The organism is Hominifimenecus sp. rT4P-3 (assembly GCF_051055405.1).
Taxonomy (GTDB): domain Bacteria; phylum Bacillota; class Clostridia; order Lachnospirales; family Lachnospiraceae; genus Pseudolachnospira.
Map to the genome: position 1 here is coordinate 243915 of NZ_CP167068.1, position 22691 is coordinate 266605.

Here is a 22691-nt window from a genome sequence, read left to right on the forward strand (position 1 = left end):
GAACGCGAAAGCAATCATGGGAGGAGAAAGCGTTTGAAACAGAAAAGTTTTACGCGCCTGGTGTCTGGATTGTTGATGGGAACGATTCTGGTTGCCTTTGCGCTGACTGCCGCCATGTCCAATTATTATATCCGGCAGAATCTGATTGAGAATGCCATTGAGACCGGTCAGAGAAATGTAAAAGCAGACGATGTATCGCTGAGCGCGTACCTCTCCTTTCTCGGTCGGTCGTCACGGGAGCTTTACTATAATACTGGGATTTACACGGTGCTGTATGAACCAAGCCACAATTACGAAGACAGCGCTTCGATTTTTACCTATCTGCAGTCTCTGGTGAATCTATCGGATGGAAGAGAAATTCTTCAAATTTACATGAATCTTTATAGTTCTGGCAAATCCTATCTGGTCGGCCGGTCCGGGCGGGCGATTGGGGATGGAGATTATCAGGCGGCGATCCCGGAAAGCCTGGGGCCGTATCAAGCATTTTGCGAAGGGGTGCACCTCAGTCATACGTATGATATAGCGGCCCTAGAGACAGAGGCGGCGGAAGTTTGTACGTTTCACTGGAATATCTATAATACCATGGGAACGCAGGTGATCGGAACCTTGTCCATCGATGTGTTGATCGATAAGCTGGCGTCCTATTTATCCTCGGTGGAACGGGGAAATCCCGTATATCTTCTCTCGGAAGAAGGAACTGTGTTGTATCAAAATACCGATGTCTTGTCGGAAAGCGCGCAGCAGGAGCTGCTTCAAAAGAATACGGCGGGGTGGATGGAGATCCGGGATTCTTCCTTTCAAGGAGTGGCGTTTGTCCAGAAGGTAAGCAGCGATCTGGTATCCTGGCGGATCGTGGAATTAAAAACCAACGAGGAATTATTTGGACCTGCCAACCAGATTTTGTTATGGCAGATCTTGCTGATGGCAGTAGCCGCCCTGATCTGTATCGGTGTGGCGGTATTGACGATTTTTCATCTTATGAAGCCGCTGCGGGAGCTGAAAAATTATGCCAAGGCGGTAGAAAAGGGAAATCTGACCGCAGATATTCGTCAATATACCCATTATCAAAGGCCCGATGAGATCGGAGCGCTGATTGTCCATATGGAAAATATGATGGCTACGGTCAATGAGATGTTTATCCGGCAGCAGAAATTAAGCCAGGCCCATCGAAATGTGGAGATGAAGATGCTTTTGGCTCAGATCAATCCGCATTTCATCTACAATACCCTTCAAAGTATCAGCACGCTGGCACTGATGCACGGGGATAAGGAGAGCTACCGGCTGCTGGTCCGTCTGGGGGCGGAAATGCAGTACAGCATGAATCTAGAACAAGAGGTCGTAAAACTGCAGCAGGAAAAGGAATATATCGAAAACTATTTGGTTTTGCAGCAGCAGCGGTTTGACGGTCGATTTCAGTTTGAGATTTTGCTGGAACCAGGAACGGAATCGATCACCGTCCCCAAGATGTCTCTTCAGCCATTGGTGGAAAACGCGATCAAGCATGGAAAAATTCATCAGATACCAGGGGGCTTTATCCGCGTGCGGGCGAAAAAGGTGGAAGAAACGCTGGAAATTACTTTGGAGGATAATGGAAAAGGCTGCTCTGAGGAACGATATAAGGAATTGAATGAAATCCTGGCGAATCCAAGAGAGGAAGATGTGTATGTGAAGGAACATATTGGGATGCGCAATGTGAATTACCGTCTCCGGCTTCTCTATGGAGAGAAAGTCAGGATGATCCTTGGTCCCTCGATTTGGAATGGGGGAAAAGTTACGATACGGATTCCGTTAGACCAATACGAAGGAGGCCCCATCTTTGAAAGCATTGATTGTAGATGATGAGAAAGCGGCTGTGATTGCAGTCAAAATGCTGGTAGATTGGAAAAAATACAAGATTGACACGGTTTATGAGGTAAATTCTTCGGAGGACGTGCTGCCGCTTATCCGGACAGAGGAGATTCAGATCATCATATCCGATGTGAGGATGCCCGGTATGAACGGCTTGGAGCTGATTTCGGAGATTCATAAGATTCGTCCCAACACAAAAGTGATTATGATATCTGGCTACGGACAGTTTGATTATGTGCGCAGCGCTCTGCAGCTTGGATGCGCAGATTATATTTTAAAACCCATCGATGAAGAGCAGATCAACCGCGCCGTAGAAAAAGCCGTGCGGGAGTGGCAGAGGGATGTTTCCATCCAGGCCATTGAACATTCCTACCACGAGATCGACAGCCAGATGAAGAAAGCGCAGGCCCAGCGGTTGATGCTCGTTTTCCTAAACTCCGCCAATCGGGAGGTGGCTTACGGTCAGCTTTGCGAGCTGCTTCCGGAATTCCGGAAGATCAAACGGTTTCGAATTGCCAATCTGTACACCAAGCATCTGCCGGAAGAGGTCTTGCAGGGAGAGCAGGAGCTTTCTATCCTGGCGGATTTGGCCAACGACGTGGTCTATGATGCCGGGTGTGCTCTGGCGATTATGAGACGGCTCCACGGCAACATCCAGATCTTTTTTGACGCGGACCGCTGCAATGTCCCCCTGCTCTGCCAACAGATTTTATATGTGTTATACCAGAAGAGCAAAGTGCATTTCCCTCTGGGGCTCAGCGATGCCTGGCCGATCGATCAGGACGTAGGCGACGCGGTCCGGCAGGCTGGTTTTCGGGCCAGGAGCGTGGGCGTATCTTTGATCGAGAAGGGAGAGTTTTGGGAGCAGGAAGAATGGACGGCGAAATCCGGAGCGTTTCAGCCTTTTGAAGAGAATCTTCACAAAGCGGTGTTAAGCGGCTATGACCATATGATCCGGAAGGCGGTGGAAGAAACCATCCGGGGCTTTACGGAGGGAAAGGAACTTCATCTAAGCGACTTGGAGATGATTCAGCAGGATTACCAGATGATGCGAATTCGCTGGCTGGAAGGGTTTCGGCTGAGCCGGGCCAGGCAGAAGCAGGAAGTGACACAAAAGATACCAGATCCATGTTTTCGCCTTCCCTTTGACGAGCACGGTCTCTTTTCTCCCAAAAAGATGGAAGATAATCTGTACCAGGATCTTCAAAATCTTGCCTTGTACTTTCGGGATACGATGGGGGCGGGAGAAAACGATGGGGCGATTTTTCAACAGATTGAACAGTACCTTTTGATGCACTACACCGAAAGGATTACCATTGGCCTGATCGCAGAGGAATTTGCCCTCAGTGAAAGCTATCTGTCAAGGGCGTTTAAGAAAAATATCGGCATGGGAATTCCGGATTATCTCAACCATTTAAGGATTCGGAAGGCCAAAGAACTGCTGTTAAATCCCCAGATGAAAATTTTAGATATCGCCTATCTGCTGGGGTATCAGGATGAAAAATATTTCAGCCGTGTTTTCCACAAATTAGAAGGAAAATCACCGCAGCAATATCGTTTGGAAAAGCGGGGATAAGTCGGGATTGTCCACCCCCAAGAGCATGATTTTGAGTGTTCTTGGGGGTGGGCTTTTGTTATTCTATAGGAAATTTCTCTGGAGTTTCGAATTCTATTCGATCAAAGAAAGGAGATTCGTCATGATAAAGTACGTGATAAAACGATTGTTCCTGATGATTCCTGTCATGCTGGGCGTTACGTTTTTGCTGTATGGCCTTCTGTCCCTGGCAACCGGCGACGCGGCCCGTGTGAAGTTCGGGGAGGAAGCGTCGGAAGAGGTGATGGATGCGTGGCGGGAGGAAAAAGGGCTGAACGACCCGCTGCTGGTTCAATATGTCCGCTATGTCAAAAACATTGTGACAAAAGGAAGCCTGGGGACTTCCTATCTTACCGATAAGCCGGTAACGGAGATGCTGATTGCCCGTTTCCCCGTGACCTTAAAGTTAGCTGTGGTCGGCCTGTGCGTCATGCTGATCATCGGCGTGCCGATTGGAATCATATCAGCGATCAAACAATACACCTGGATTGATACGGCGATGGTTTCTGTGGGTATGTTAGGCGTATCCCTTCCCAACTTCTGGGTGGCTTTGATGCTGATCATCCTGTTTTCTCAAAAGCTGGGGATTTTGCCGGCCTCCGGTATGGGCAGCATCGCTCATTGGATTATGCCGGCGGTCGCGGTGGGAATCGGTCCTTCCTGCACCATGATGCGGACCACCCGTTCCAGTGTCCTGGAATGTGTCCGCCAGGATTATGTGCGTACCGCCCGGTCAAAGGGACAGAAAGAGCGTACCGTCGTGATCCATCATGTGCTGAGAAACGCGCTGATTCCCGTGGTGACGGTCAGCGGTATCCAGTTCGGCGCGCTGATGGGGGGAGCCGTGGTCATCGAGTCTATCTTCTCTCTGCCGGGGCTGGGAAAATTGATCGTAGATAACATTGCGACCCGCGACTACCCGGTGGTCATCGGAGGGGTTCTGGTGATCGCCATCGCCTTTAGCCTGGTCAACTTGCTGGTCGATATTTTATATACGGTCATTGATCCTCGCATCAAAACGCAGTTTGAAGTGAAAAAGCGGAAGAAAAATGCAGCGAAGGAGGTGGGCTGAATGAAAAAAGGAAGAAGACTGAAAGAAATATGGAGAAGGTTTAAAAAGAACCGTCTCGCGATGGTCGGTCTGGTAGTAATTTTGATCGTCGTCGTCCTTTCCATTTTGGCGCCGCTGATCGCTCCCTATGGGCTGGATGAGCAGAACGCGAAAAACCGCCTGCTTGCTCCCTGCGCCGAGCATCTGTTTGGAACCGATAATTATGGCCGGGACATCTTAACCCGCGTGCTCTACGGGGGACGGATCTCCCTGACAGTCGCCATTGGAGCAACGGCGATCTCCGGATTTTTCGGAATTATTCTAGGCTCCATCGCCGGATTTTTTGGAGGCAAGGTGGACAATGCGATCATGCGGGTGCTGGATGTATTTATGGCGCTTCCGGCGACGCTGACCGCTATCGCCATTTCTACCGTACTGGGAACTGGCATCACCAAAACCATGCTGGCTCTGGGGCTCGCTACGGTTCCGCGGTTTGCCAGAATCGTCCGGGGACCGATTCTGTCCCTTCGGACCTCGGAATTTATCGAAGCCGCCCAGTCCATCGACGTCAGCACTCCGAAGATTATTTTTAAACATATCATTCCTAATGTACTGTCCCCGATCATTGTACAGGCGACTCTGTATATTGCAACGACCCTGATGGTGGCGTCCTCTTTAAGCTTTGTCGGTCTGGGCGTGCAGCCCCCCTCGGCGGAGTGGGGAGCGATGATTACCGCGGGCCGCGCTTACATCAAAGGAAATTGGTGGCTGATCACTTTCCCAGGACTTGCGATCCTGATTTCTGTATTTTCCATGAATGTGTTGGGAGACGGCCTTCGTGACGCGCTGGATCCCCGGCTGAAGAATTAAGAAAGGACGGAAGGAAAATGGATAGAGCAAAGCAAGGGAAAGAAAATGTACTGGAGATGGAAGACTTGGTCATCCATTATGAGACGGACGCCGGCGTCTGCCATGCAGTCAACCATGTGAGTTTACAGTTAAAGAAAGGCCAGACCATCGGTCTGGTGGGAGAGACCGGCGCTGGAAAAACAACCATCGCCTTAGGGATTATGGGTTTGATTCCCAATCCTCCCGGACGCGTAGTCGGCGGAGCGATTCGATTTATGGGGGAAAATCTGCTGGAAATGGGAAAGGCGCAGATGCGCAATATTCGTGGAAAAAAAATCTCCATGATTTTTCAGGACCCGATGACGGCGCTGAATCCCATCGATACGGTGGGCGATCAGATTCGAGAAGTAATTTTACTCCATGAACATGGAATTTCCAAAGCGGAGGCCACAAAAAAGGCCTGCGAAGTATTAGAAATGGTAGGGATTCCGGCAGAGCGCTATGAGGAATATCCCCATCAGTTCTCCGGCGGCATGAAGCAGCGGATTGTGATTGCGATCGCCTTGGCTTGCAATCCGGAACTTCTGATCGCCGATGAGCCGACGACGGCGCTGGACGTTACGATTCAGGCGCAGGTGTTGGATAAGCTCAATGAATTAAAAGAAAAACTGGGGACGTCCATGATTCTAATCACCCATGATCTGGGAATCGTGGCGGAAATGTGCGATGAAGTGGCGATCGTCTATGCCGGTGAAATCGTGGAGAGCGGTTCGGTGTGGGATGTGTTTGACGAGCCGACCCATCCTTATACCATCGGGCTGTTCGGCTCTTTGCCCAGCGTCGCCGGGGACAGCCCCAGACTGACGCCAATTCCAGGCTTGATGCCGGACCCGATGAATTTGCCGGAAGGATGCAGCTTTGCTCCCCGCTGCCCCCACGCCTGCGACGCCTGTAAAAAGGAGCCGCAGCTTGTGGAACTGACGCCGGGGCACTGGGTACGCTGCAGCGTATTCGGCAAGAGAAAGGAGGAGACCAATGGCTGAGTTGATGGAAGTACAGCATCTAAAAAAATATTTTGATACAAAGCACGGAACGCTTCATGCGGTGGACGATGTGTCTTTTACGATTTCAAAAGGAGAGACCTTGGGCGTGGTGGGCGAGTCCGGCTGTGGAAAATCGACCCTGGGGCGGATGCTGGTTCATCTCCATGACAGCACCAGCGGGAAGATTCTCTACAACGGAGAGGATATCACCCATGTAAAGAAGCAGAAGCTGAGCGAATGCCGCCGGAAGCTGCAGATTATTTTTCAGGATCCCTACTCCTCCTTAAATCCGCGTATGACCGTAGGACAAGTGCTGGAAGAAGCACTTCAAAACGCCGGCGTATCCCGAACGGATATGGAGAAGCGGGTGTATGAGCTGATGGATACCGTGGGTTTGGCAAGGCGGTATCTGGATACTTATCCCCATGAGCTGGACGGGGGGCGGCGGCAGAGAATTGGAATCGGGCGGGCCCTGGCCATGAACCCAGAGTTTGTGGTGTGCGACGAGCCGGTTTCAGCTTTGGACGTCTCGATTCAAGCGCAGGTGTTGAACTTGATGTTGGATCTGCAGGAGCAGAGGAATCTAACCTATTTATTTATCACCCATGATTTGTCGGTGGTGAAATACATTTCCCACAATATTTTGGTGATGTATCTGGGACAGATGGTGGAAAAGAGCAATGCGAAGGAATTATTCCAACACCATTACCATCCCTATACAAAGGCATTGCTGTCCGCGGTGCCGGTGGCAGACCCCCACCATGAAAAGAAGCGGATTTTGTTAAAGGGAGAGCTGACTTCCCCGATCAATCCCAAGCCCGGCTGCCGGTTTGCGTCCCGGTGTCTCTATGCGACGGAAGAATGTTTCCGTACAAGCCCGGCGGTAGAGGAAATCACCCCGAATCATTTTGTTGCCTGCCACAATGTGCGCAGCATCAACGGGATGGAATAAAGAGGAACGAAAAATTTTATTCAAGGAGGAAAAAACATGAAGAGAAAGTCAATGAAACCGATCTTATCCGGAATTTTGGCCATGGCTATGGTTCTGGGAATGACCGCCTGCGGCGGTTCGGATGCCGGTACGACAGCAGCGCCCAATGGAACCGCAGCACCCGCTGGGGCTACGGCGGCCGAAGGTACGGAAGCGGCGGGAGGCGCCGTGGGCAGCGGATTTGGAGAAGGCCTGGTTTATTTGAATCAGGTTCAGGAAATGGACACCGCGGCCATCGAGAGCGCGAAAAAAGATCTGGTAGTAGCCCAGAGCAAAGATCCCGGTTCCATGCTCCCCTACAATGTATCCCCGTCCATCTATGCCACTTCCGGATGGATGGTATGCGAACGGCTGGCTGCCTTTGACGAAAATCTGGACGTGGTGCCGGTTTTGGTGGAAGGCTATGAGTACAGCGAGGACGGCCTAACTTTGAAATTTACCCTGAAAAAAGGCGTCAAGTATTCCACCGGAGAAGAGATGGTGGCGGCCGACGTGCTGGGCGTTATCCAAAATTATGTGGCCAACAGCAGCTTGGCTTCCGGCCAGAAAGATCTGTTTGACTATACGGCGGTGACGGCGGAGGATGATTATACGATCTCCATGAAGCTGAATTACCAGTGTTCCTTTGCCCACGAAATCTTGACAAAGATTTGCGCGATTCCGCTGTCCTATCAGCAGGAGAAAGGCGATTCTATCGGTATCGACGGCATTATCGGCACGGGAGCCTATATGCTGGACGAGTATAAGGAAGGCGAATACATTCGCCTGGCGGCGAATCCCAATTACTGGGATGCGGAGCATATGCCGAAGTTAGACAGCATTACCTTCCAGTTTATCTCCGAATCCTCGGTGGCTTTGATTGAGCTGCAAAACGGTAATGTGGACTTTATCTTTGATCCCAGCGGCGTCGAGTACAACGATGTGGCTGCCGGAGGCTATGAAAATCTGCTGGCAGTAGAGTGTCCCTCTTTAGCCTGCCAGTCTATTTTCTTCAATGCTACCGGCGTCCTTTCCGATGTCCGTCTGCGTCAGGCCATCTGCTATGCCCTGGATACGGAATCCATCAACCTTTCCGTTTTTGAAGGCGTCGGCGGAGCGGGAACCTCTCTGGTTCCGACGGGTCTGTGGGCTTATGATGAGAAGATGGCGGACTATTACAACTACGATCCGGAGAAGGCCAAATCTCTGTTGGCGGAGGCCGGTTATGCCGATGGCCTGACCGTTAAGATGGTCTGCGCCTCCACCAGCGCCTTTAAAGGCATCAGCGAGATGATGCTGAGCCAGTTGGCGGAAGTGGGAATTACGCTCCAGATTGAGTATGCGGATAATGCGACGGCAAACTCGCTGACTCAAGATTCTTCCGACTTTGATATCGCCATTCGGCAGGCTGGATTTACCGAGGAACCCCACGGCGGCCTGGCCAAGTATGTGATGAGCACCAAGGGAACCAATGGCGGAACCAATCTGAGTAAGACCGCCGGTATCCCGGAAGCGGAAGCCATCGATGCTTTGATGGATCAGATCATCTCCATTACCGATAAAGGAGAAAGAAAAGCCGCTTATGCGGCAGTACAGGAAGCTTACTACGATCAGGCGTACGGCTATGCGGTTCATGAGAATGTGGATATTTACTGTATGGCGTCCAGCCTGAAAGGCGTGGTGAGAACGTCCGGCTATCTGAATTTCCAGTATTGCTATTTTGACTAATCGTGGAGCCCTTGCTGTCTGGAACAGATTTTGTTCCAGGCGGCGAGGGCTTGATTTATTTTTTCTTTGGCATTATAATCATCCTCAAAGAAAACCAGGAGGTACCTGTGGAATGAGCAGAATTTTGATTGTGGAAGACGAAGAAAGCATCGCGGAGCTGGAAAAAGACTACCTGGAACTTTCCGGTTTTGAGGTGGAAATTGAAAATAACGGGACCACCGGGCTGACACGGGCGCTGAAGGAAGACTTTGATCTGTTTATTTTGGATTTGATGCTGCCCGGTATGGATGGCTTTGAGATTTGTAAGAAGATTCGTCAGGAAAAAAACACGCCGATTTTGATGGTCTCCGCCAAAAAGGACGATATTGACAAGATCCGGGGCCTGGGCCTGGGAGCCGACGATTATATCACCAAACCTTTTAGCCCCAGCGAGTTGGTGGCGCGGGTAAAAGCCCATCTTTCTCGTTACGACCGGTTGATTGGAAGTAACGTCCAGAAAAATGAAATCATTGAGATTCGGGGCCTCAAGATTGATAAGACGGCCCGTCGGGTTTATATCAATGGGGAGGAAAAGCAGTTTACCACCAAGGAGTTTGACCTTTTGACCTTCCTGGCGGAAAATCCCAACCATGTATTTACCAAAGAGGAGCTGTTCCGGAACATCTGGGATATGGAGTCCATCGGGGATATCGCTACCGTGACAGTTCATATCAAAAAAATTCGGGAAAAAATTGAGTTCGATACCTCAAAGCCCCAGTATATCGAGACAATTTGGGGCGTGGGTTACCGTTTCAAAATCTAAGTCAAGAGAAAAGAAGGATTTTTCGTGGAAAACCGCGGGAAATCCTTCCTTTTTTCCAGACAGGCGGTTGAATTTTTGTGGGTTTTGTGCTATCATAGGGACACTTTAGCGCATTACATGTAAGGAGAAAATAGATGGCAAAGGAAAAGAAATTTGTCGAGGCAATCACTCCGATGGCGGAGGACTTTGCCCAGTGGTACACCGATGTGGTAAAAAAGGCGGAGCTAGTGGAATATTCCAGCATAAAGGGCTGCATGATCTTAAGACCTAACGGATATGCAATTTGGGAAAATGTGATGCACCAGCTGGATGCAAAATTTAAAGAGACCGGCGTGGAAAATGTGTCGATGCCGCTCTTTATCCCGGAAAGCCTTCTTCAGAAGGAAAAGGACCATGTGGCAGGATTCGCCCCGGAAGTGGCCTGGGTAACTCACGGAGGAAATGAAAAGCTGCAGGAACGCCTTTGCGTTCGTCCGACGTCAGAAACACTGTTTTGCGATCTGTATAAGAACATTGTTCAGTCCCACCGGGATCTGCCGAAGCTCTACAATCAGTGGTGTTCCGTGGTGCGCTGGGAGAAGACGACCCGTCCGTTCCTCCGGACGACAGAGTTCCTCTGGCAGGAAGGCCATACGGCCCACGCGACTGCTGAGGAAGCGGAAGAGCGTACGGTTTTGATGTTGAACGTTTACGCGGATTTTTGTGAAAATGTGCTTGCCATTCCGGTGATTCGTGGAAGAAAGACGGATAAAGAAAAGTTTGCCGGAGCCCACTCCACCTATACCATCGAAGCCTTGATGCACGATGGCAAGGCGCTGCAGTCCGGCACCAGCCATAACTTTGGAGACGGTTTTGCCCGTGCCTTTGGCATTCAATATTCGGATAAAGAGAACAAGCTGCAGTATGTGCATCAGACCTCCTGGGGGCTTTCCACCCGGATTATCGGCGCTATTATTATGGTCCACGGCGACGACAGCGGCTTGGTACTGCCGCCTCGGATTGCTCCGACGCAGATTATGGTGATTCCCATTGCCCAGCACAAGGAAGGGGTAACGGAAAAAGCGCTGGAACTGAAGGAAACCTTGATTAAAGCGGGCTTTAAGACAAAGGTGGACGATACGGATAAGAGTCCTGGCTGGAAATTCAGCGAGCAGGAGATGCGTGGAATTCCGCTTCGGATTGAGATCGGGCCAAAAGATTTGGAAGCTGGACAGGCGGTGCTGGTGCGCCGGGATACCAGAGAAAAACGGGTGGTGCCTTTTGAACAGGTGACTGCGGTAGCGTCCGCTATGCTGGAGCAGATGCAAAACGATATGCTCCATCGGGCCAAGGCGCATCTGGAAAGCCATATTTATGAAGCGGACGATTATGAGAGCTTCAAGGAGACCGTGGCGACGAAACCTGGTTTTATTAAGACCATGTGGTGCGGCGACGAAGCCTGCGAGCTGAAGATCAAAGAGGAAACCGGTGCGACTTCCCGGTGTATGCCTTTTATCCAGGAGCACCTGGGAGACACCTGCGTTTGCTGCGGGCGTCCGGCAAAAGTAATGATTTATTGGGGAAAAGCGTATTAAGAAAGAATTTCGCTTTGCGAAATTCTCCTCTAGGAAAAAGAATCGGCAGCGCCTTTGCTTCGGCGCTGCCGACCTTTGAGAATAACAAAAGGATGAGAACAAAGAAAGGGATAGACGACATGTACCAGGATATGATGGACACGATCGGGTTTGTATCGCAGATCGACCCGGAAATCGGAACGGCTATGGCAAAAGAGTTGGGCCGTCAGCAAAGAAATTTGGAGTTGATCGCTTCGGAAAATTTGGTTTCTCCCGCTGTTATGGCAGCGATGGGAAGTGTTTTGACGAATAAATATGCGGAAGGATATCCGGGAAAGCGCTATTACGGCGGCTGCGAAGAAGTGGACGTAGTGGAAAATGTGGCCATTGAACGGGCGAAAAAGCTCTTTGGTGCAGAGTTTGCCAATGTGCAGCCCCATTCCGGCGCTCAGGCCAATATGGCAGTTTACGCGGCGTTTTTAAAGCCAGGCGACACGGTGATGGGCATGAGTTTGGCCCATGGCGGTCATCTGTCCCATGGCGCTCCGGTAAACTTAAGCGGTCAGCTTTATCATTTTGTGCCTTACGGCGTGACAGACGATGGCTGGATCGACTATGACGCGGTGGAAGCAAAGGCCAAAGAGGTTCGCCCGAAGATGATCGTGGCTGGCGCGTCCGCATATCCTCGTATCATTGATTTTAAAAGGCTGAGCGAGATCGCCAAGGAAGTCGGCGCTTATTTGATGGTCGATATGGCTCATATTGCCGGCCTTGTGGCGGGCGGCGCGCATCCGTCGCCGGTACCCTATGCGGATGTTGTGACTACGACTACCCACAAGACACTGCGCGGTCCCCGCGGCGGCATGATTTTGACCAAGGAAGAATATGGTCCGGCGATCAATAAAGCAATCTTTCCGGGAACCCAGGGCGGCCCGCTGATGCACGTGATCGCAGGAAAGGCCGTGTGCTTTGGCGAGGCTTTAAAACCGGAATTCCGGGCTTACGCGTCCCAGATCGTAAAGAATGCGGGTGCACTGGCGGAAGGCCTCTTAAAGCGCGGCGTGAATCTGGTATCCGGCGGTACGGACAACCATCTGATGTTAGCGGATCTGAGATCTCTCCATATTACGGGGAAAGAGTTGGAGAAGCGTTTGGACTGCGTCTATATTACGACCAACAAAAATGCGATTCCAAACGACCCGGAGAAGCCTTTTGTGACCAGCGGCATCCGTCTGGGAACGGCCGCAGTGACGACCAGAGGTTTGAAAGAGGCGGATATGGATGTGATCGCAGATTGCATCTACCGGGTAGCAACCGATTACGAAAATCAGGCGGATGCGGTGCGGGCGATCGTGACGGAACTTTGCGGAAAGTATCCGCTGTATTGCTAAAATGTTATTTACAACCCTTTGTTATATTGAAAAAGACGATTGTTACCTGATGCTTCACCGGGTAAAAAAAGAACATGACCTGAATAAAGACAAATGGATCGGGGTCGGCGGGAAGTTTGAAGAAAAGGAAAGCCCGGAGGACTGTCTCTTGCGGGAAGTCCGGGAGGAGACGGGCCTGACTCTGACCCGGTTTCGCCTGAGGGGGATCGTTACCTTTGTTTCCGATCAATGGGAGACAGAGCATATGTACCTGTTTACGGCAGATCAGTATCAGGGAGAAATCATGCCCTGTCCGGAAGGAACGCTGGAATGGGTTCCGAAGGCGGAGTTGAATCAGCTCAACCTTTGGGAGGGGGATAAGATATTTTTCCGCCTTTTGGAGGAGGACGCCCCATTTTTTACATTGAAGGTGGTTTATGAAGGAGATCAGTTGAAGGAGGCCGTGAAAGACGGCGTCCTCCGGCTGGTATAAACAGGGAGGAAGAAGATGCCGCTTACATCAAAGGAATTGTTGGAAGAGAGCAGAAAGAGACGGACGTACCGGTCTTTTTTGGAAGAACCGGTAGATTTAGAGGTCATCAAAGACTGTATTTTGACCGCAGGCACGGCGCCCAGCGGGGCAGACAAGCAGCCCTGGCATTTCTGCGTGGTGACGGATCCGGAGATGAAAAAGAAAATCCGGGAACAGGCGGAGGAAGTGGAAAAGGAATTTTATGCGAACCGGATCAGCGATGAGTGGCGTGCAGACCTGGCCAAGTTAAAGACCAACTGGGAAAAGCCCTTTTTAACCCAGGCTCCTTGTCTGATTGTGATTTTTAAGGAGTTTTATCGGACGCTGCCGGACGGAACCAAGGACAAAAATTACTATGTGCCGGAATCCATCGGCATCTCTATGGGATTTTTGATCAATGCGATTCGGAACGCGGGATACGCGAGCTTGACCTATACTCCGGCGCCGCCGGCATTTTTAAGCGATTTACTGGAACGGCCGGAAGGCGAAACTCCGGTCATGGTATTGTGCGTCGGAAAGCCGGACCCGAATTTTGAACTTCCAAAGCTTCGGAAGAAGACTTTGGAAGAGATTGCGACGTTTATCTAACAAGGAGGCACCTGATGGGCGTATTCGATATCATCGGCCCGGTTATGGTGGGCCCGTCCAGTTCTCATACCGCCGGCGCTGTGCGGATCGGTTATATCGCAAGATTGCTTTTGGGAGAACCGGTAAAGGCGGCTAAAATTGATCTGTACGGCTCTTTCCTGGCCACGGGAAAGGGACACGGTACCGACCGGGCATTGGTAGCCGGGTTGCTGGGCATGAAGCCCGATGACAACCGGATTCCTTTTAGCTTTGGGCTGGCGGAAGAAGCTGGGGTAGAAATTACCTTCGGCCAGGCAAACCTGAGAGACGTTAACCCCAATACGGCGCGGATTCGCATGACGGGGGAGGGTGGCCAGACCTTGGAGGTCATGGGCTCGTCTCTTGGCGGCGGAAAAATTCGAATCTGTCAGGTGGATGGGATCGAAGCGCATTTTAGTGGAGAAAGCCCTACTTTGGTGATTCGGAATCAGGATATTCCCGGTTCTGTGACGGAAGTGACCTCTCTGCTTCGGGAAAAAGAAGTGAATATTGCGACGATGCAGCTATATCGAGACTGCCCCGGCGGGGACGCCGTGATGGTTCTGGAATGCGATCAGGAAGTACCAAAGGAAGTGCGGCGGCATCTAAAGAGCCTGCCGGAAGTAAAACGGGTCACGTATCTGAGTCTGAAGGAGGGCGAGTGATGGGATTTTCATCCTTGGCAGAGATCGCGGAGAGAGCAAAGGCAGAGCAGCTTCCCTTTTGGCGTGTGATTTTTGAGGACGATTGCGTATTCTCTCAGACAGAACCGGAGAGCTCCTGGAAAAAGATGCAGGACATGTATCAAGCCATGAAGGCGGCGGACGAAGGTTATGATGAAAATCAAAAGTCGGCCAGCGGTCTGGTGGGCGGCGACGGAGCGCGGATGGCAGCCTATGCAGAGGCGGAAAAAAGTCTGTGCGGTTCCTTTTTTGGCCAGGTAATCGCAAGGGCGCTGAAGATGGGAGAGAGCAACGCCTGCATGAGGCGGATCGTGGCGGCTCCCACGGCTGGGTCCTGCGGCGTGCTGCCGGCGGTTCTTTTGACCTATGAAAAAGAGCGTCAGCCGGAGGAAGAACGCATCTTGCAGGCGCTCTACGTGGCCGCCGGGATTGGCGGTGTGATCGCCGTCCGATCCAGTATCTCCGGAGCGCGTGGCGGCTGCCAGGCGGAGATCGGCGCGTCCAGCGCCATGGCCGCGGGAGCCCTGACCTTTCTGCAAGGGGGAGATACGGAAGCGATTCTTCACAGCGCGGCGATGGCTTTAAAAAACCTTCTCGGTCTGGTATGCGATCCGGTAGCCGGATTGGTGGAAGTGCCCTGCGTCAAGCGCAATGTGATCGGCGCGGTCAATGCCTTAAGCGCGGCAGATATGGCTTTGGCAGGGGTTCGCAGCGCCATTCCTCCAGATGAAGTCATCGACGCGATGAGAAGCGTCGGAGACCTGATGAGCGGGGATTTGCGGGAAACCGGAAGAGGCGGGCTAGCGGGTACGCCGACCGGCCGGGCGATTTTTGAGAGGTTGAAAAAAAGATAGAGAAAATGGAAAGAAGGATTCAAGATTCTTTGTTCTTGAATCCTTCTTTCCATAATGCTATAATAAGGTTGCCCTTATCAGGAGGTATCTTCTATTGAGATACTCTGGCGGGAAATCCATTAAAGGGATGTGGAGAGGGAATGAACACGGAAATTTGTCCGATGACAACAAAAGAGGAACGCTGTCCGGCCATTCAGCGCGCCGCCAGGCTGCTGAGAGAAGGCAAGCTGGTGGCTTTTCCCACAGAGACGGTATACGGCCTTGGCGGAAACGGTTTGGACCCTCAGGCTGCGTCCCGTATTTATGCGGCAAAGGGCCGGCCCTCGGACAACCCTCTGATTCTTCATATTTGCGACCGGGAGGAGCTGCCTCCTTTGGTTCGCCGGATTCCGGAAGCGGCAAAGCGGCTGATGGACGCTTTTTGGCCGGGTCCCTTGACATTGATCTTTGAAAAAAGTGAAAAAGTTCCCCTGGAGAGTACCGGGGGATTGGATACGGTAGCGATTCGTTTTCCCAGCCATCCAGTGGCCCAGGAATTGATCCGGGAAGCGGGAGTTCCGATTGCAGCGCCGAGCGCGAACCTATCGGGTCGTCCCAGCCCTACGACGGCGGAACATGTGATACAGGATTTATCGGGCAGAATTGAGATGATTTTGGACGGCGGGCCGGTGGAGATCGGTTTGGAATCCACCATCATTGATGTGACGGGAGAGATTCCCTTGATTTTGCGTCCAGGCTATATCAGTCTTGTGCAGCTGCGGGAGGTTTTAGGAAGCGGCGAGTTTGACCCGGCGATTTTAGGAAAGCCGGATTCAGATTTGCGTCCGCGGGCGCCGGGAATGAAGTACCGGCACTACGCGCCGAAAGCGGAGCTTACCATTGTGGAAGGGAAGCCGGAAGCCGTTGCCAGCCGGATTCTTTCTCTGGCAAAAGAGAAAAAAAATCAGGGTTTTCGGGTTGGAATTCTCTGTTCGGAGGAAAGCAGAGGGCGGTATGACGCTTCTTTTGTGAAGACCATCGGAACGCGGGCGAAGGAGGAAACTATTGCCCATAATTTGTACCGTTGTCTTCGGGAATTTGATGAGGAAGAGAAAGAATTTGTTTACTCAGAGGCTTTTTCAGAGGGGCCGCTGGGGGCAGCTATCATGAACCGGTTGATGAAAGCCGCCGGGTACCGGATACTGCAGGCAGGAGGCGAAGATGAAAACCTACCATAAAGTGATCTTTGTCTGTATGGATAATACATGCCGGAGCATTATGGCTGAGGCTGTCATGAACAGCGTTAACTGGAAAAAGACGCTCCAGGTGCTTTCAAGAGGATTGGTCGTCCTTTTTCCGGAACCGATGAATCCCAAAGCGGTCGCGATCTTAAAAGGGAATCAGCTGGAACCTTCGAAAGAAAGTTCAGAACAGCTCTCCGTGGAAGATTTGGAAGCGGGTACTTTGGTATTGACCATGACTGAATATGAATGCTGCCAGGCAAAAGAATCTTTTCAGGGAGAGGCGGATATCTATTCTATCGGAGAATTTGTTCGAAAACCGGGGGATATCAACCTGCCCCATGGGGGTACGCTGGCAGAATATGGGGCATGCTATGAGTATATTGATTTGATGGTGAAAATGGCAGCGGAACGATTACTAAAGGAGGAAGCGATATGATAGCATTAGGAAGTGACCATGGCGGATTTGCACTGAAACAGGAAGTGATCGCCTATCTGGAAAAGAATGGTATGGAATACAAGGATTTTGGCTGTTATGATGAGAAATCCTGCGATTACCCGGAGTACGCTCATGCAGTGGCTCACGCGGTGGCAGATGGGGTTTGCGAGAAGGGGATTTTGATTTGCGGCACCGGTATCGGCATGTCCTTGGCGGCCAATAAGGTAAAAGGTATCCGGGCCGCTCTTTGTGGAGACTGTTTTTCTGCCCAGATGACGAGAGAACATAATGATGCCAATGTGCTTTGTATGGGAGCCCGCGTGGTAGGGGCAGGATTGGCTTTAAAGATTGTGGAGATCTTTTTGACCACAGAATTTTCCAACGACGAACGCCATATGCGTAGAATTGCTAAGATTGAAGAGTAGATAGGGAGGGCATATGGAAAAGCGGAGTGATTATATTACTTGGGATGAATATTTCATGGGAGTCGCGAAACTGAGCGCCCGGCGTTCCAAAGACCCAAACACACAGGTTGGAGCTTGTATTGTCAGCGCGGATCATAAGATCTTATCGATGGGCTACAATGGGTTCCCTAGCGGCTGTTCGGACGATGAATTTCCGTGGGCACGGGATGGAGAAGGAATCGATACCAAGTACCTCTATGTCACCCACAGCGAGCTAAATGCCATTTTAAATTATCGAGGCGGAAGCCTTGAGGGAAGTACGCTCTATGTAAGTTTATTTCCCTGTAATGAATGCGCGAAAGCGATTATTCAGGCCGGTATCCGTACGGTTGTGTATGAAGAAGATAAATATTCTGAGTCCGATGCGGTTCGGGCATCAAAACGGATGTTTGACGCCGCCGGAGTCCGGTATTACCAGTACCAGAAAACGGGACGAAAGGTTGAACTGGAATTATAAATGGGAAAAGCTTTTAAAAAGATTTTGATTTTGGCCGGCATCTTTCTGGTGGTGGCCATTCTCGTATTTTTTCTGTTGTTAAAAGATCGGGAAAAAGAGGAAGTTTCCTATGAGGCGATGGAGGCGGCTTCCCTTCCGGTACTGTCTCTGACGGTAGAGGACCAGGAGGTCAATGTTCTCTATGGATATACAGCGGAAATGAAGGAAGCCTACATGGGAGAGACTCTGACGCCTCTTCCGGAGGATCGAAAACTTCCGGTGGCGGTGTCTACCTATGGCAACACGGTGACCGGTCTTTCCTATGAGATTCGCACGATGGACGGAAACGGCCTGATTGAGCGAAGAGAGCTGCAGGACTGGCGGGAGGAAGACGGCCAAATTCAAGTGGAACTTCCGATTCAAGATTTGCTTGGCCGCAACATAGAATACCGTCTCCGGATTTTGGTTTCCACAGAAGAACGGGAAAATATTTCCTATTACACTCGAGTGGTCTGGGGTCAGGGGATGAAGACCAGGGAGATGTTGGAGTATGTAAAAGGGTTCCATGATGAAACTTTTACGAAAACAGACAGCGAGAATTATGCGGTGAATCTAGAATCGGATCAATCCGCGGACAACGGTACGCTGGCTTATACCAATATTCATTCCAGTTTTGATCAGATTACCTGGGCGAAGCTGGCGCCGAGCCAGATTGGGGAACCCCAGATTCAAATTTTGCAGATCAATTCGACCTTTGGTTCGTTTTTGGTGCGTTATGAGCTTCAGGCGGAAGGGGAAAACGATCGGATCGGTACGTATCTGGTGGAAGAATACTTTTGTCTGAATTGGTCGCCGCAGCGTTTTTATCTGATGGCTTATGAGCGAAACATGAACCAGGTTTTTGAGGCGTCTGCAGATACCATCACCAGCGAGGGGATTGATTTCGGCGTGACGCTGCCGGAGCGGGTTGCCTTGGCGGAGTCGGGCAAGCCCTCCACCAGGGAAAATGGAGAGAAAGAATACCAGGTATTCGTCGTGAACGGCGAGCTCTGGAGCTACTGCCCAGAAAATCAGGAAGCGGTCCGCATCTTTACGTTTCGCGATGAGAAGGAAGAGGGCTGGCGGCGCAATCACCAGGAGTATGGTATTCGTACGGTGAATGTGGACAATTTAGGGAATGTAGAGTTTTTTGTTTTTGGCTATATGAACCGGGGAGTTCACGAGGGGCAGACGGGATTATCCTATTACCGGTATGTGAAGGCGGACAACGCTTTGCAGGAGGTGTTCTATATTGCTTCGGATAAGCCTTATCAGGTGCTGAAGGAAGGGATCGATACGTTAGCCTATAAAAGCAGCCGGGAACTTCTATATCTAAAATTTGATAATAACGTCTATGCCATTGATTACGTGGGAAATGAATTTGTCGTTGTTGTGGAAAACGCCGAGGCCCGCGGCTTTGTGGTCAATCAAACCCAGGACGCGATTGCCTGGCAGCAAGGCGAAAATTTGCAGGAGGCGGATTCCGTTCGGATTTTGTATTTAGATTCCGGGGAAAGTCATGTGCTGGAAGCGGCGGATGGAGAGTATCTGCGGACTCAGGGATTTATCGATCAGGATTTTATCTGCAGCATTGGGCGGACCGAGGAGATAAAAAGGTCGGGCTTAGAGGCCTTATACCCTCAGTACGCGTTGACCATCACGGATGCGGCGGGAACGGAGATTTCCCGGTATCAGTACGATGGGATCTATATTTCTTCGGTTTCTGTGGGAGAAGGACAGGTACATTTAAGCCGTCTGAGAAAGAACTCATCTGGGGACTATGAATATATGGATGGGGATACCCTGATGCAGAGCAATGCAGAATCCAGCAGAGAAAAGGAAAAATTGGCGCAAAAGGATGGAGAGAAACGAAAACGAATCTGGTATTTGCCCCTTACTCAAAACGGGGAGGGAAAAAAGAATCTGAACGTTACGTCTCCCAATAAGATTCTCTATGGCGGGAGTTCTTCCCTGGATCTTTCCCACTATTCGGAAGGAATGGACCACGTTCGTTATTATGCGTACGCCTATGGACATTTACAGACGGTCCGGGATCGGGCGGGAGAAGCGATTTCCCAGATTTACGATAAGATGGGATGGGTAACCGACAGTAACGGAAACGCCATTTGGCGGCGGACGGAGAGAGCGCTTACTGTCAGTATTCCGATTGCGGAAGAAGCAAAGGTTGCTGCGCCGGACGACCGGCTGATGGGATGCATCGTTGGAATTTTGCGGAAAGAAGGCGTGGAGGAGGACATCCATGAACGCCTGGCCGCTGGGGAAAACGCTCAATTGATCCTATCGGAGCTTTTACCGGGAACGGTGATGGATTTGAGCGGTTGTACGTTAAAACAGCTATTTTACTATATCAACCGGCAGACGCCGGTCATTGCCCTCAGCGAGGACAAAGGGCCGATTCTTTTGGTGGGATACGACCAGTATAATGTGGAGCTGTATGATCCCCTGGAGGGGACGGTTACAAAGAAGGGACAAAACGATGCGGAAGACTATTTTCGTCAGGCGGGAAGCAGGTTCCTTGGCTATGTGAAATAAAGAAAAAGAGCGTGTGCGGTTTGGTAATAACTGTAAAAAACTATTAATATTCTTAGGACTATATCTTGTTATCCTGTCGACATAAAAGGGCAAGATATGGCGGAAAGTGTAGGAAAATGCGGCTTTTTTGGGGGCGGACAGGCAGTCTGCCCCATTTTCAAATGTTAAAAAATCTTTACAAACTTTACGGATAATGGTAGAATAGCATTCAGTGAGAGAAACCAACTAGTCAGGGGAGTCTGAACATGCAATATATCATGAGGGGGGGAGCCCCCCTAGTCGGAGAAGTGGTCATCAGCGGCGCAAAGAATGCTGCGCTTGGAATTTTAGCGGCTGCGATCATGACCGATGAGTCAGTCGTTATTGATAATTTGCCGGATGTCCAAGATATTCGGGTTTTGCTGGATGCGATGCGGGAAATCGGTGTGATTGTGGAGCGGCGTGATAGCCACTCCGTTCGGATCAATGGGAGCAATATCCACAAGGTTCGCGTGGATAACGCCTACATAAGGAAAATTCGGGCTGGATATTATCTTCTGGGAGCCTTGCTTGGAAAATACCGCCATGCGGAGGTGGCTCTTCCTGGAGGATGTAATATTGGAAGCCGCCCCATTGACCAGCATCTAAAGGGGTTCCGCGCTTTGAATGCGAAGGTGGACGTGCTTCACGGCTGTGTGATCGCGGATGCAAAGCAGCTGGCGGGCGGACATGTTTACTTGGATATGGTATCCGTAGGAGCTACGATTAATGTCATGCTGGCCGCTGTGCTGGCGTTGGGAAATACCACCATTGAGAATGCGGCAAAGGAACCGCATGTTGTGGACGTCGCCAATATGTTGAATTCTATGGGCGCCAATATCAAAGGCGCTGGAACCGATGTGATTCGGATTCGCGGCGTAGAACGGCTTCATGGAACCGAATATACGATTATACCGGATCAGATTGAAGCGGGAACCTTTATGTTTGCCGCGGCAGTGACCAAAGGCGATGTGATGGTAAAAAATGTGATTCCGAAACACATGGAAGCGGTTTCCTCGAAGCTTTTGGAGATGGGATGCGAGGTGGTGGAGTTTGACGACACGATCCGCGTGGTTGGAAAGCCTCAGCTGCGTTCCTGTAATGTGAAGACATTGCCCTATCCTGGATTTCCGACGGACATGCAGCCTCAGATGTGCGTGACCTTGACTCTTTCCGGCGGGACTGGAATTGTGACGGAGAGCATATTTGAAAATCGTTTTAAATATGTGGATGAGCTGACGAAGATGGGAGCTCAGATTAAAGTGGAGAGTAATATCGCTGTGATTGACGGCGTGAGCCGTTTGACCGGAGCGGAACTGGTAGCGCCGGATCTCCGAGCGGGAGCCGCGCTGGTGCTGGCGGGTCTTAGCGCAGAGGGAATCACGACGGTGGACAACATCGAATACATTCTTCGTGGATACGAAGGTTTTGATAAGAAACTTCAGGGTCTTGGAGCGATGATCGAGCTTGTAAACGATGAGCGGGAGGCAAAGAAATTCCGTTTTCGGGCAGGCTGACGGGAAGACTTAGAAGAGTAATGTTCGGATGGAATACAGAGAAAATAAAAAACCGCAAGTGATCGCAAATGCGATGGCTTGCGGTTTTCTAAGTGCGCCCAGCGGCGCACGTTTCTAACGGGTTAAAGTCCCGAATCCGCCCGGTAGTGGGAAGGATATAGCCGAAGGCAAGGGTGTCCATCGTGAGGTGGAATCTGAAGGAAGCCGGATGTGGGGAACCTACTAACCCGCGGGCAAATCTCTGGTCTGACGAACAGAAATCACATATGAGGTTATGCATGAGGGTAAGGCTGCTTACCAAGTCGAAGCCCAATAACTACACGGAATCATGCATGATAAATGAGGCAGATGGATGGAGAGGAGGAAACGTGTGGTACCTGGGGAGGTCTGTGCGGTATGCCTTGAAAGAGGTAACCATTGCTTAAGGCAATGCTGAACGCACAGAAGTCAGCAGAGGTCATAGTAGTGAAGTTTTTTTTTCATGAAGGACCGAATCAGTGGGAGTCTTGAGTATGACCGGGA

General features: G+C 50.8%; 20 protein-coding genes. All 20 read left to right on the forward strand.

Annotation, left to right across the window (positions count from 1 at the left end; genetic code table 11):
- Positions 1-33 precede the first annotated feature (33 nt).
- The 20 genes from ACCC71_RS01150 (at position 34) to ACCC71_RS01245 (ending at position 22169) form a co-directional block, all read left to right on the forward strand.
- Positions 34-1839 (forward strand): sensor histidine kinase, encoded by a 1806-nt coding sequence (locus tag ACCC71_RS01150; RefSeq protein WP_434310623.1) that lies wholly within the window; start codon positions 34-36, stop codon positions 1837-1839.
- Positions 1817-3424 (forward strand): response regulator transcription factor, encoded by a 1608-nt coding sequence (locus tag ACCC71_RS01155; RefSeq protein WP_434310624.1) that lies wholly within the window; start codon positions 1817-1819, stop codon positions 3422-3424. Before ACCC71_RS01150 ends, ACCC71_RS01155 begins: the two co-directional genes overlap by 23 nt.
- 121 nt (positions 3425-3545) lie before the next feature.
- Positions 3546-4514, forward strand: a complete 969-nt coding sequence (locus ACCC71_RS01160; protein ID WP_434310625.1) for an ABC transporter permease — start codon at positions 3546-3548, stop codon at positions 4512-4514.
- Positions 4515-5363 (forward strand): ABC transporter permease, encoded by an 849-nt coding sequence (locus tag ACCC71_RS01165; protein ID WP_434310626.1) that lies wholly within the window; start codon positions 4515-4517, stop codon positions 5361-5363.
- A 17-nt stretch (positions 5364-5380) separates the two neighbouring features.
- Positions 5381-6385, forward strand: coding sequence for an ABC transporter ATP-binding protein (locus tag ACCC71_RS01170; RefSeq protein ID WP_434310627.1), 1005 nt, complete (start codon positions 5381-5383; stop codon positions 6383-6385).
- Positions 6378-7337, forward strand: a complete 960-nt coding sequence (locus tag ACCC71_RS01175) for an ABC transporter ATP-binding protein (protein ID WP_434310628.1) — start codon at positions 6378-6380, stop codon at positions 7335-7337. Before ACCC71_RS01170 ends, ACCC71_RS01175 begins: the two co-directional genes overlap by 8 nt.
- Positions 7338-7373: 36 nt before the next feature.
- Entirely contained in the window at positions 7374-9083 is a 1710-nt protein-coding gene (locus tag ACCC71_RS01180; protein ID WP_434310629.1) for an ABC transporter substrate-binding protein, read from the forward strand.
- A gap of 112 nt (positions 9084-9195) precedes the next feature.
- Positions 9196-9885, forward strand: coding sequence for a response regulator transcription factor (locus tag ACCC71_RS01185; protein ID WP_434310630.1), 690 nt, complete (start codon positions 9196-9198; stop codon positions 9883-9885).
- 134 nt (positions 9886-10019) lie between these two features.
- A complete protein-coding gene (proS, locus tag ACCC71_RS01190; protein ID WP_434310631.1) occupies positions 10020-11459 on the forward strand; it encodes a proline--tRNA ligase in 1440 nt (479 codons plus the stop codon).
- Between the two features lie 119 nt (positions 11460-11578).
- Positions 11579-12829, forward strand: a complete 1251-nt coding sequence (gene glyA, locus ACCC71_RS01195) for a serine hydroxymethyltransferase (protein ID WP_434311787.1) — start codon at positions 11579-11581, stop codon at positions 12827-12829.
- Position 12830: 1 nt separating this feature from the next.
- Positions 12831-13301, forward strand: coding sequence for an NUDIX hydrolase (locus ACCC71_RS01200; RefSeq protein WP_434310632.1), 471 nt, complete (start codon positions 12831-12833; stop codon positions 13299-13301).
- A gap of 15 nt (positions 13302-13316) precedes the next feature.
- Positions 13317-13928, forward strand: coding sequence for a nitroreductase family protein (locus tag ACCC71_RS01205; protein WP_434310633.1), 612 nt, complete (start codon positions 13317-13319; stop codon positions 13926-13928).
- Between the two features lie 14 nt (positions 13929-13942).
- Positions 13943-14611 carry an L-serine ammonia-lyase, iron-sulfur-dependent subunit beta gene (gene sdaAB / locus ACCC71_RS01210; protein ID WP_434310634.1) on the forward strand — a complete coding sequence of 223 codons (669 nt, stop codon included), beginning with the start codon at positions 13943-13945 and terminating at the stop codon, positions 14609-14611.
- A complete protein-coding gene (sdaAA, locus tag ACCC71_RS01215) occupies positions 14611-15483 on the forward strand; it encodes an L-serine ammonia-lyase, iron-sulfur-dependent, subunit alpha (protein ID WP_434310635.1) in 873 nt (290 codons plus the stop codon). The genes sdaAB and sdaAA overlap by 1 nt, the downstream gene beginning before the upstream one ends.
- A 140-nt stretch (positions 15484-15623) precedes the next feature.
- Positions 15624-16700, forward strand: coding sequence for an L-threonylcarbamoyladenylate synthase (locus tag ACCC71_RS01220; RefSeq protein ID WP_434310636.1), 1077 nt, complete (start codon positions 15624-15626; stop codon positions 16698-16700).
- Complete coding sequence (locus ACCC71_RS01225; protein WP_434310637.1) at positions 16684-17142, forward strand: phosphotyrosine protein phosphatase; 459 nt, start codon at positions 16684-16686, stop codon at positions 17140-17142. Before ACCC71_RS01220 ends, ACCC71_RS01225 begins: the two co-directional genes overlap by 17 nt.
- Positions 17139-17567 (forward strand): ribose 5-phosphate isomerase B, encoded by a 429-nt coding sequence (gene rpiB / locus ACCC71_RS01230; protein WP_434310638.1) that lies wholly within the window; start codon positions 17139-17141, stop codon positions 17565-17567. Before ACCC71_RS01225 ends, rpiB begins: the two co-directional genes overlap by 4 nt.
- Before the next feature lie 13 nt (positions 17568-17580).
- Positions 17581-18063: a deoxycytidylate deaminase gene (locus ACCC71_RS01235; RefSeq protein ID WP_434310639.1), complete on the forward strand. Its 483-nt coding sequence runs from the start codon at positions 17581-17583 to the stop codon at positions 18061-18063.
- A complete protein-coding gene (locus tag ACCC71_RS01240) occupies positions 18064-20634 on the forward strand; it encodes a hypothetical protein (protein ID WP_434310640.1) in 2571 nt (856 codons plus the stop codon).
- Between the two features lie 245 nt (positions 20635-20879).
- Positions 20880-22169: a UDP-N-acetylglucosamine 1-carboxyvinyltransferase gene (locus tag ACCC71_RS01245; protein WP_434310641.1), complete on the forward strand. Its 1290-nt coding sequence runs from the start codon at positions 20880-20882 to the stop codon at positions 22167-22169.
- The last annotated feature ends 522 nt before the right edge of the window (positions 22170-22691 follow it).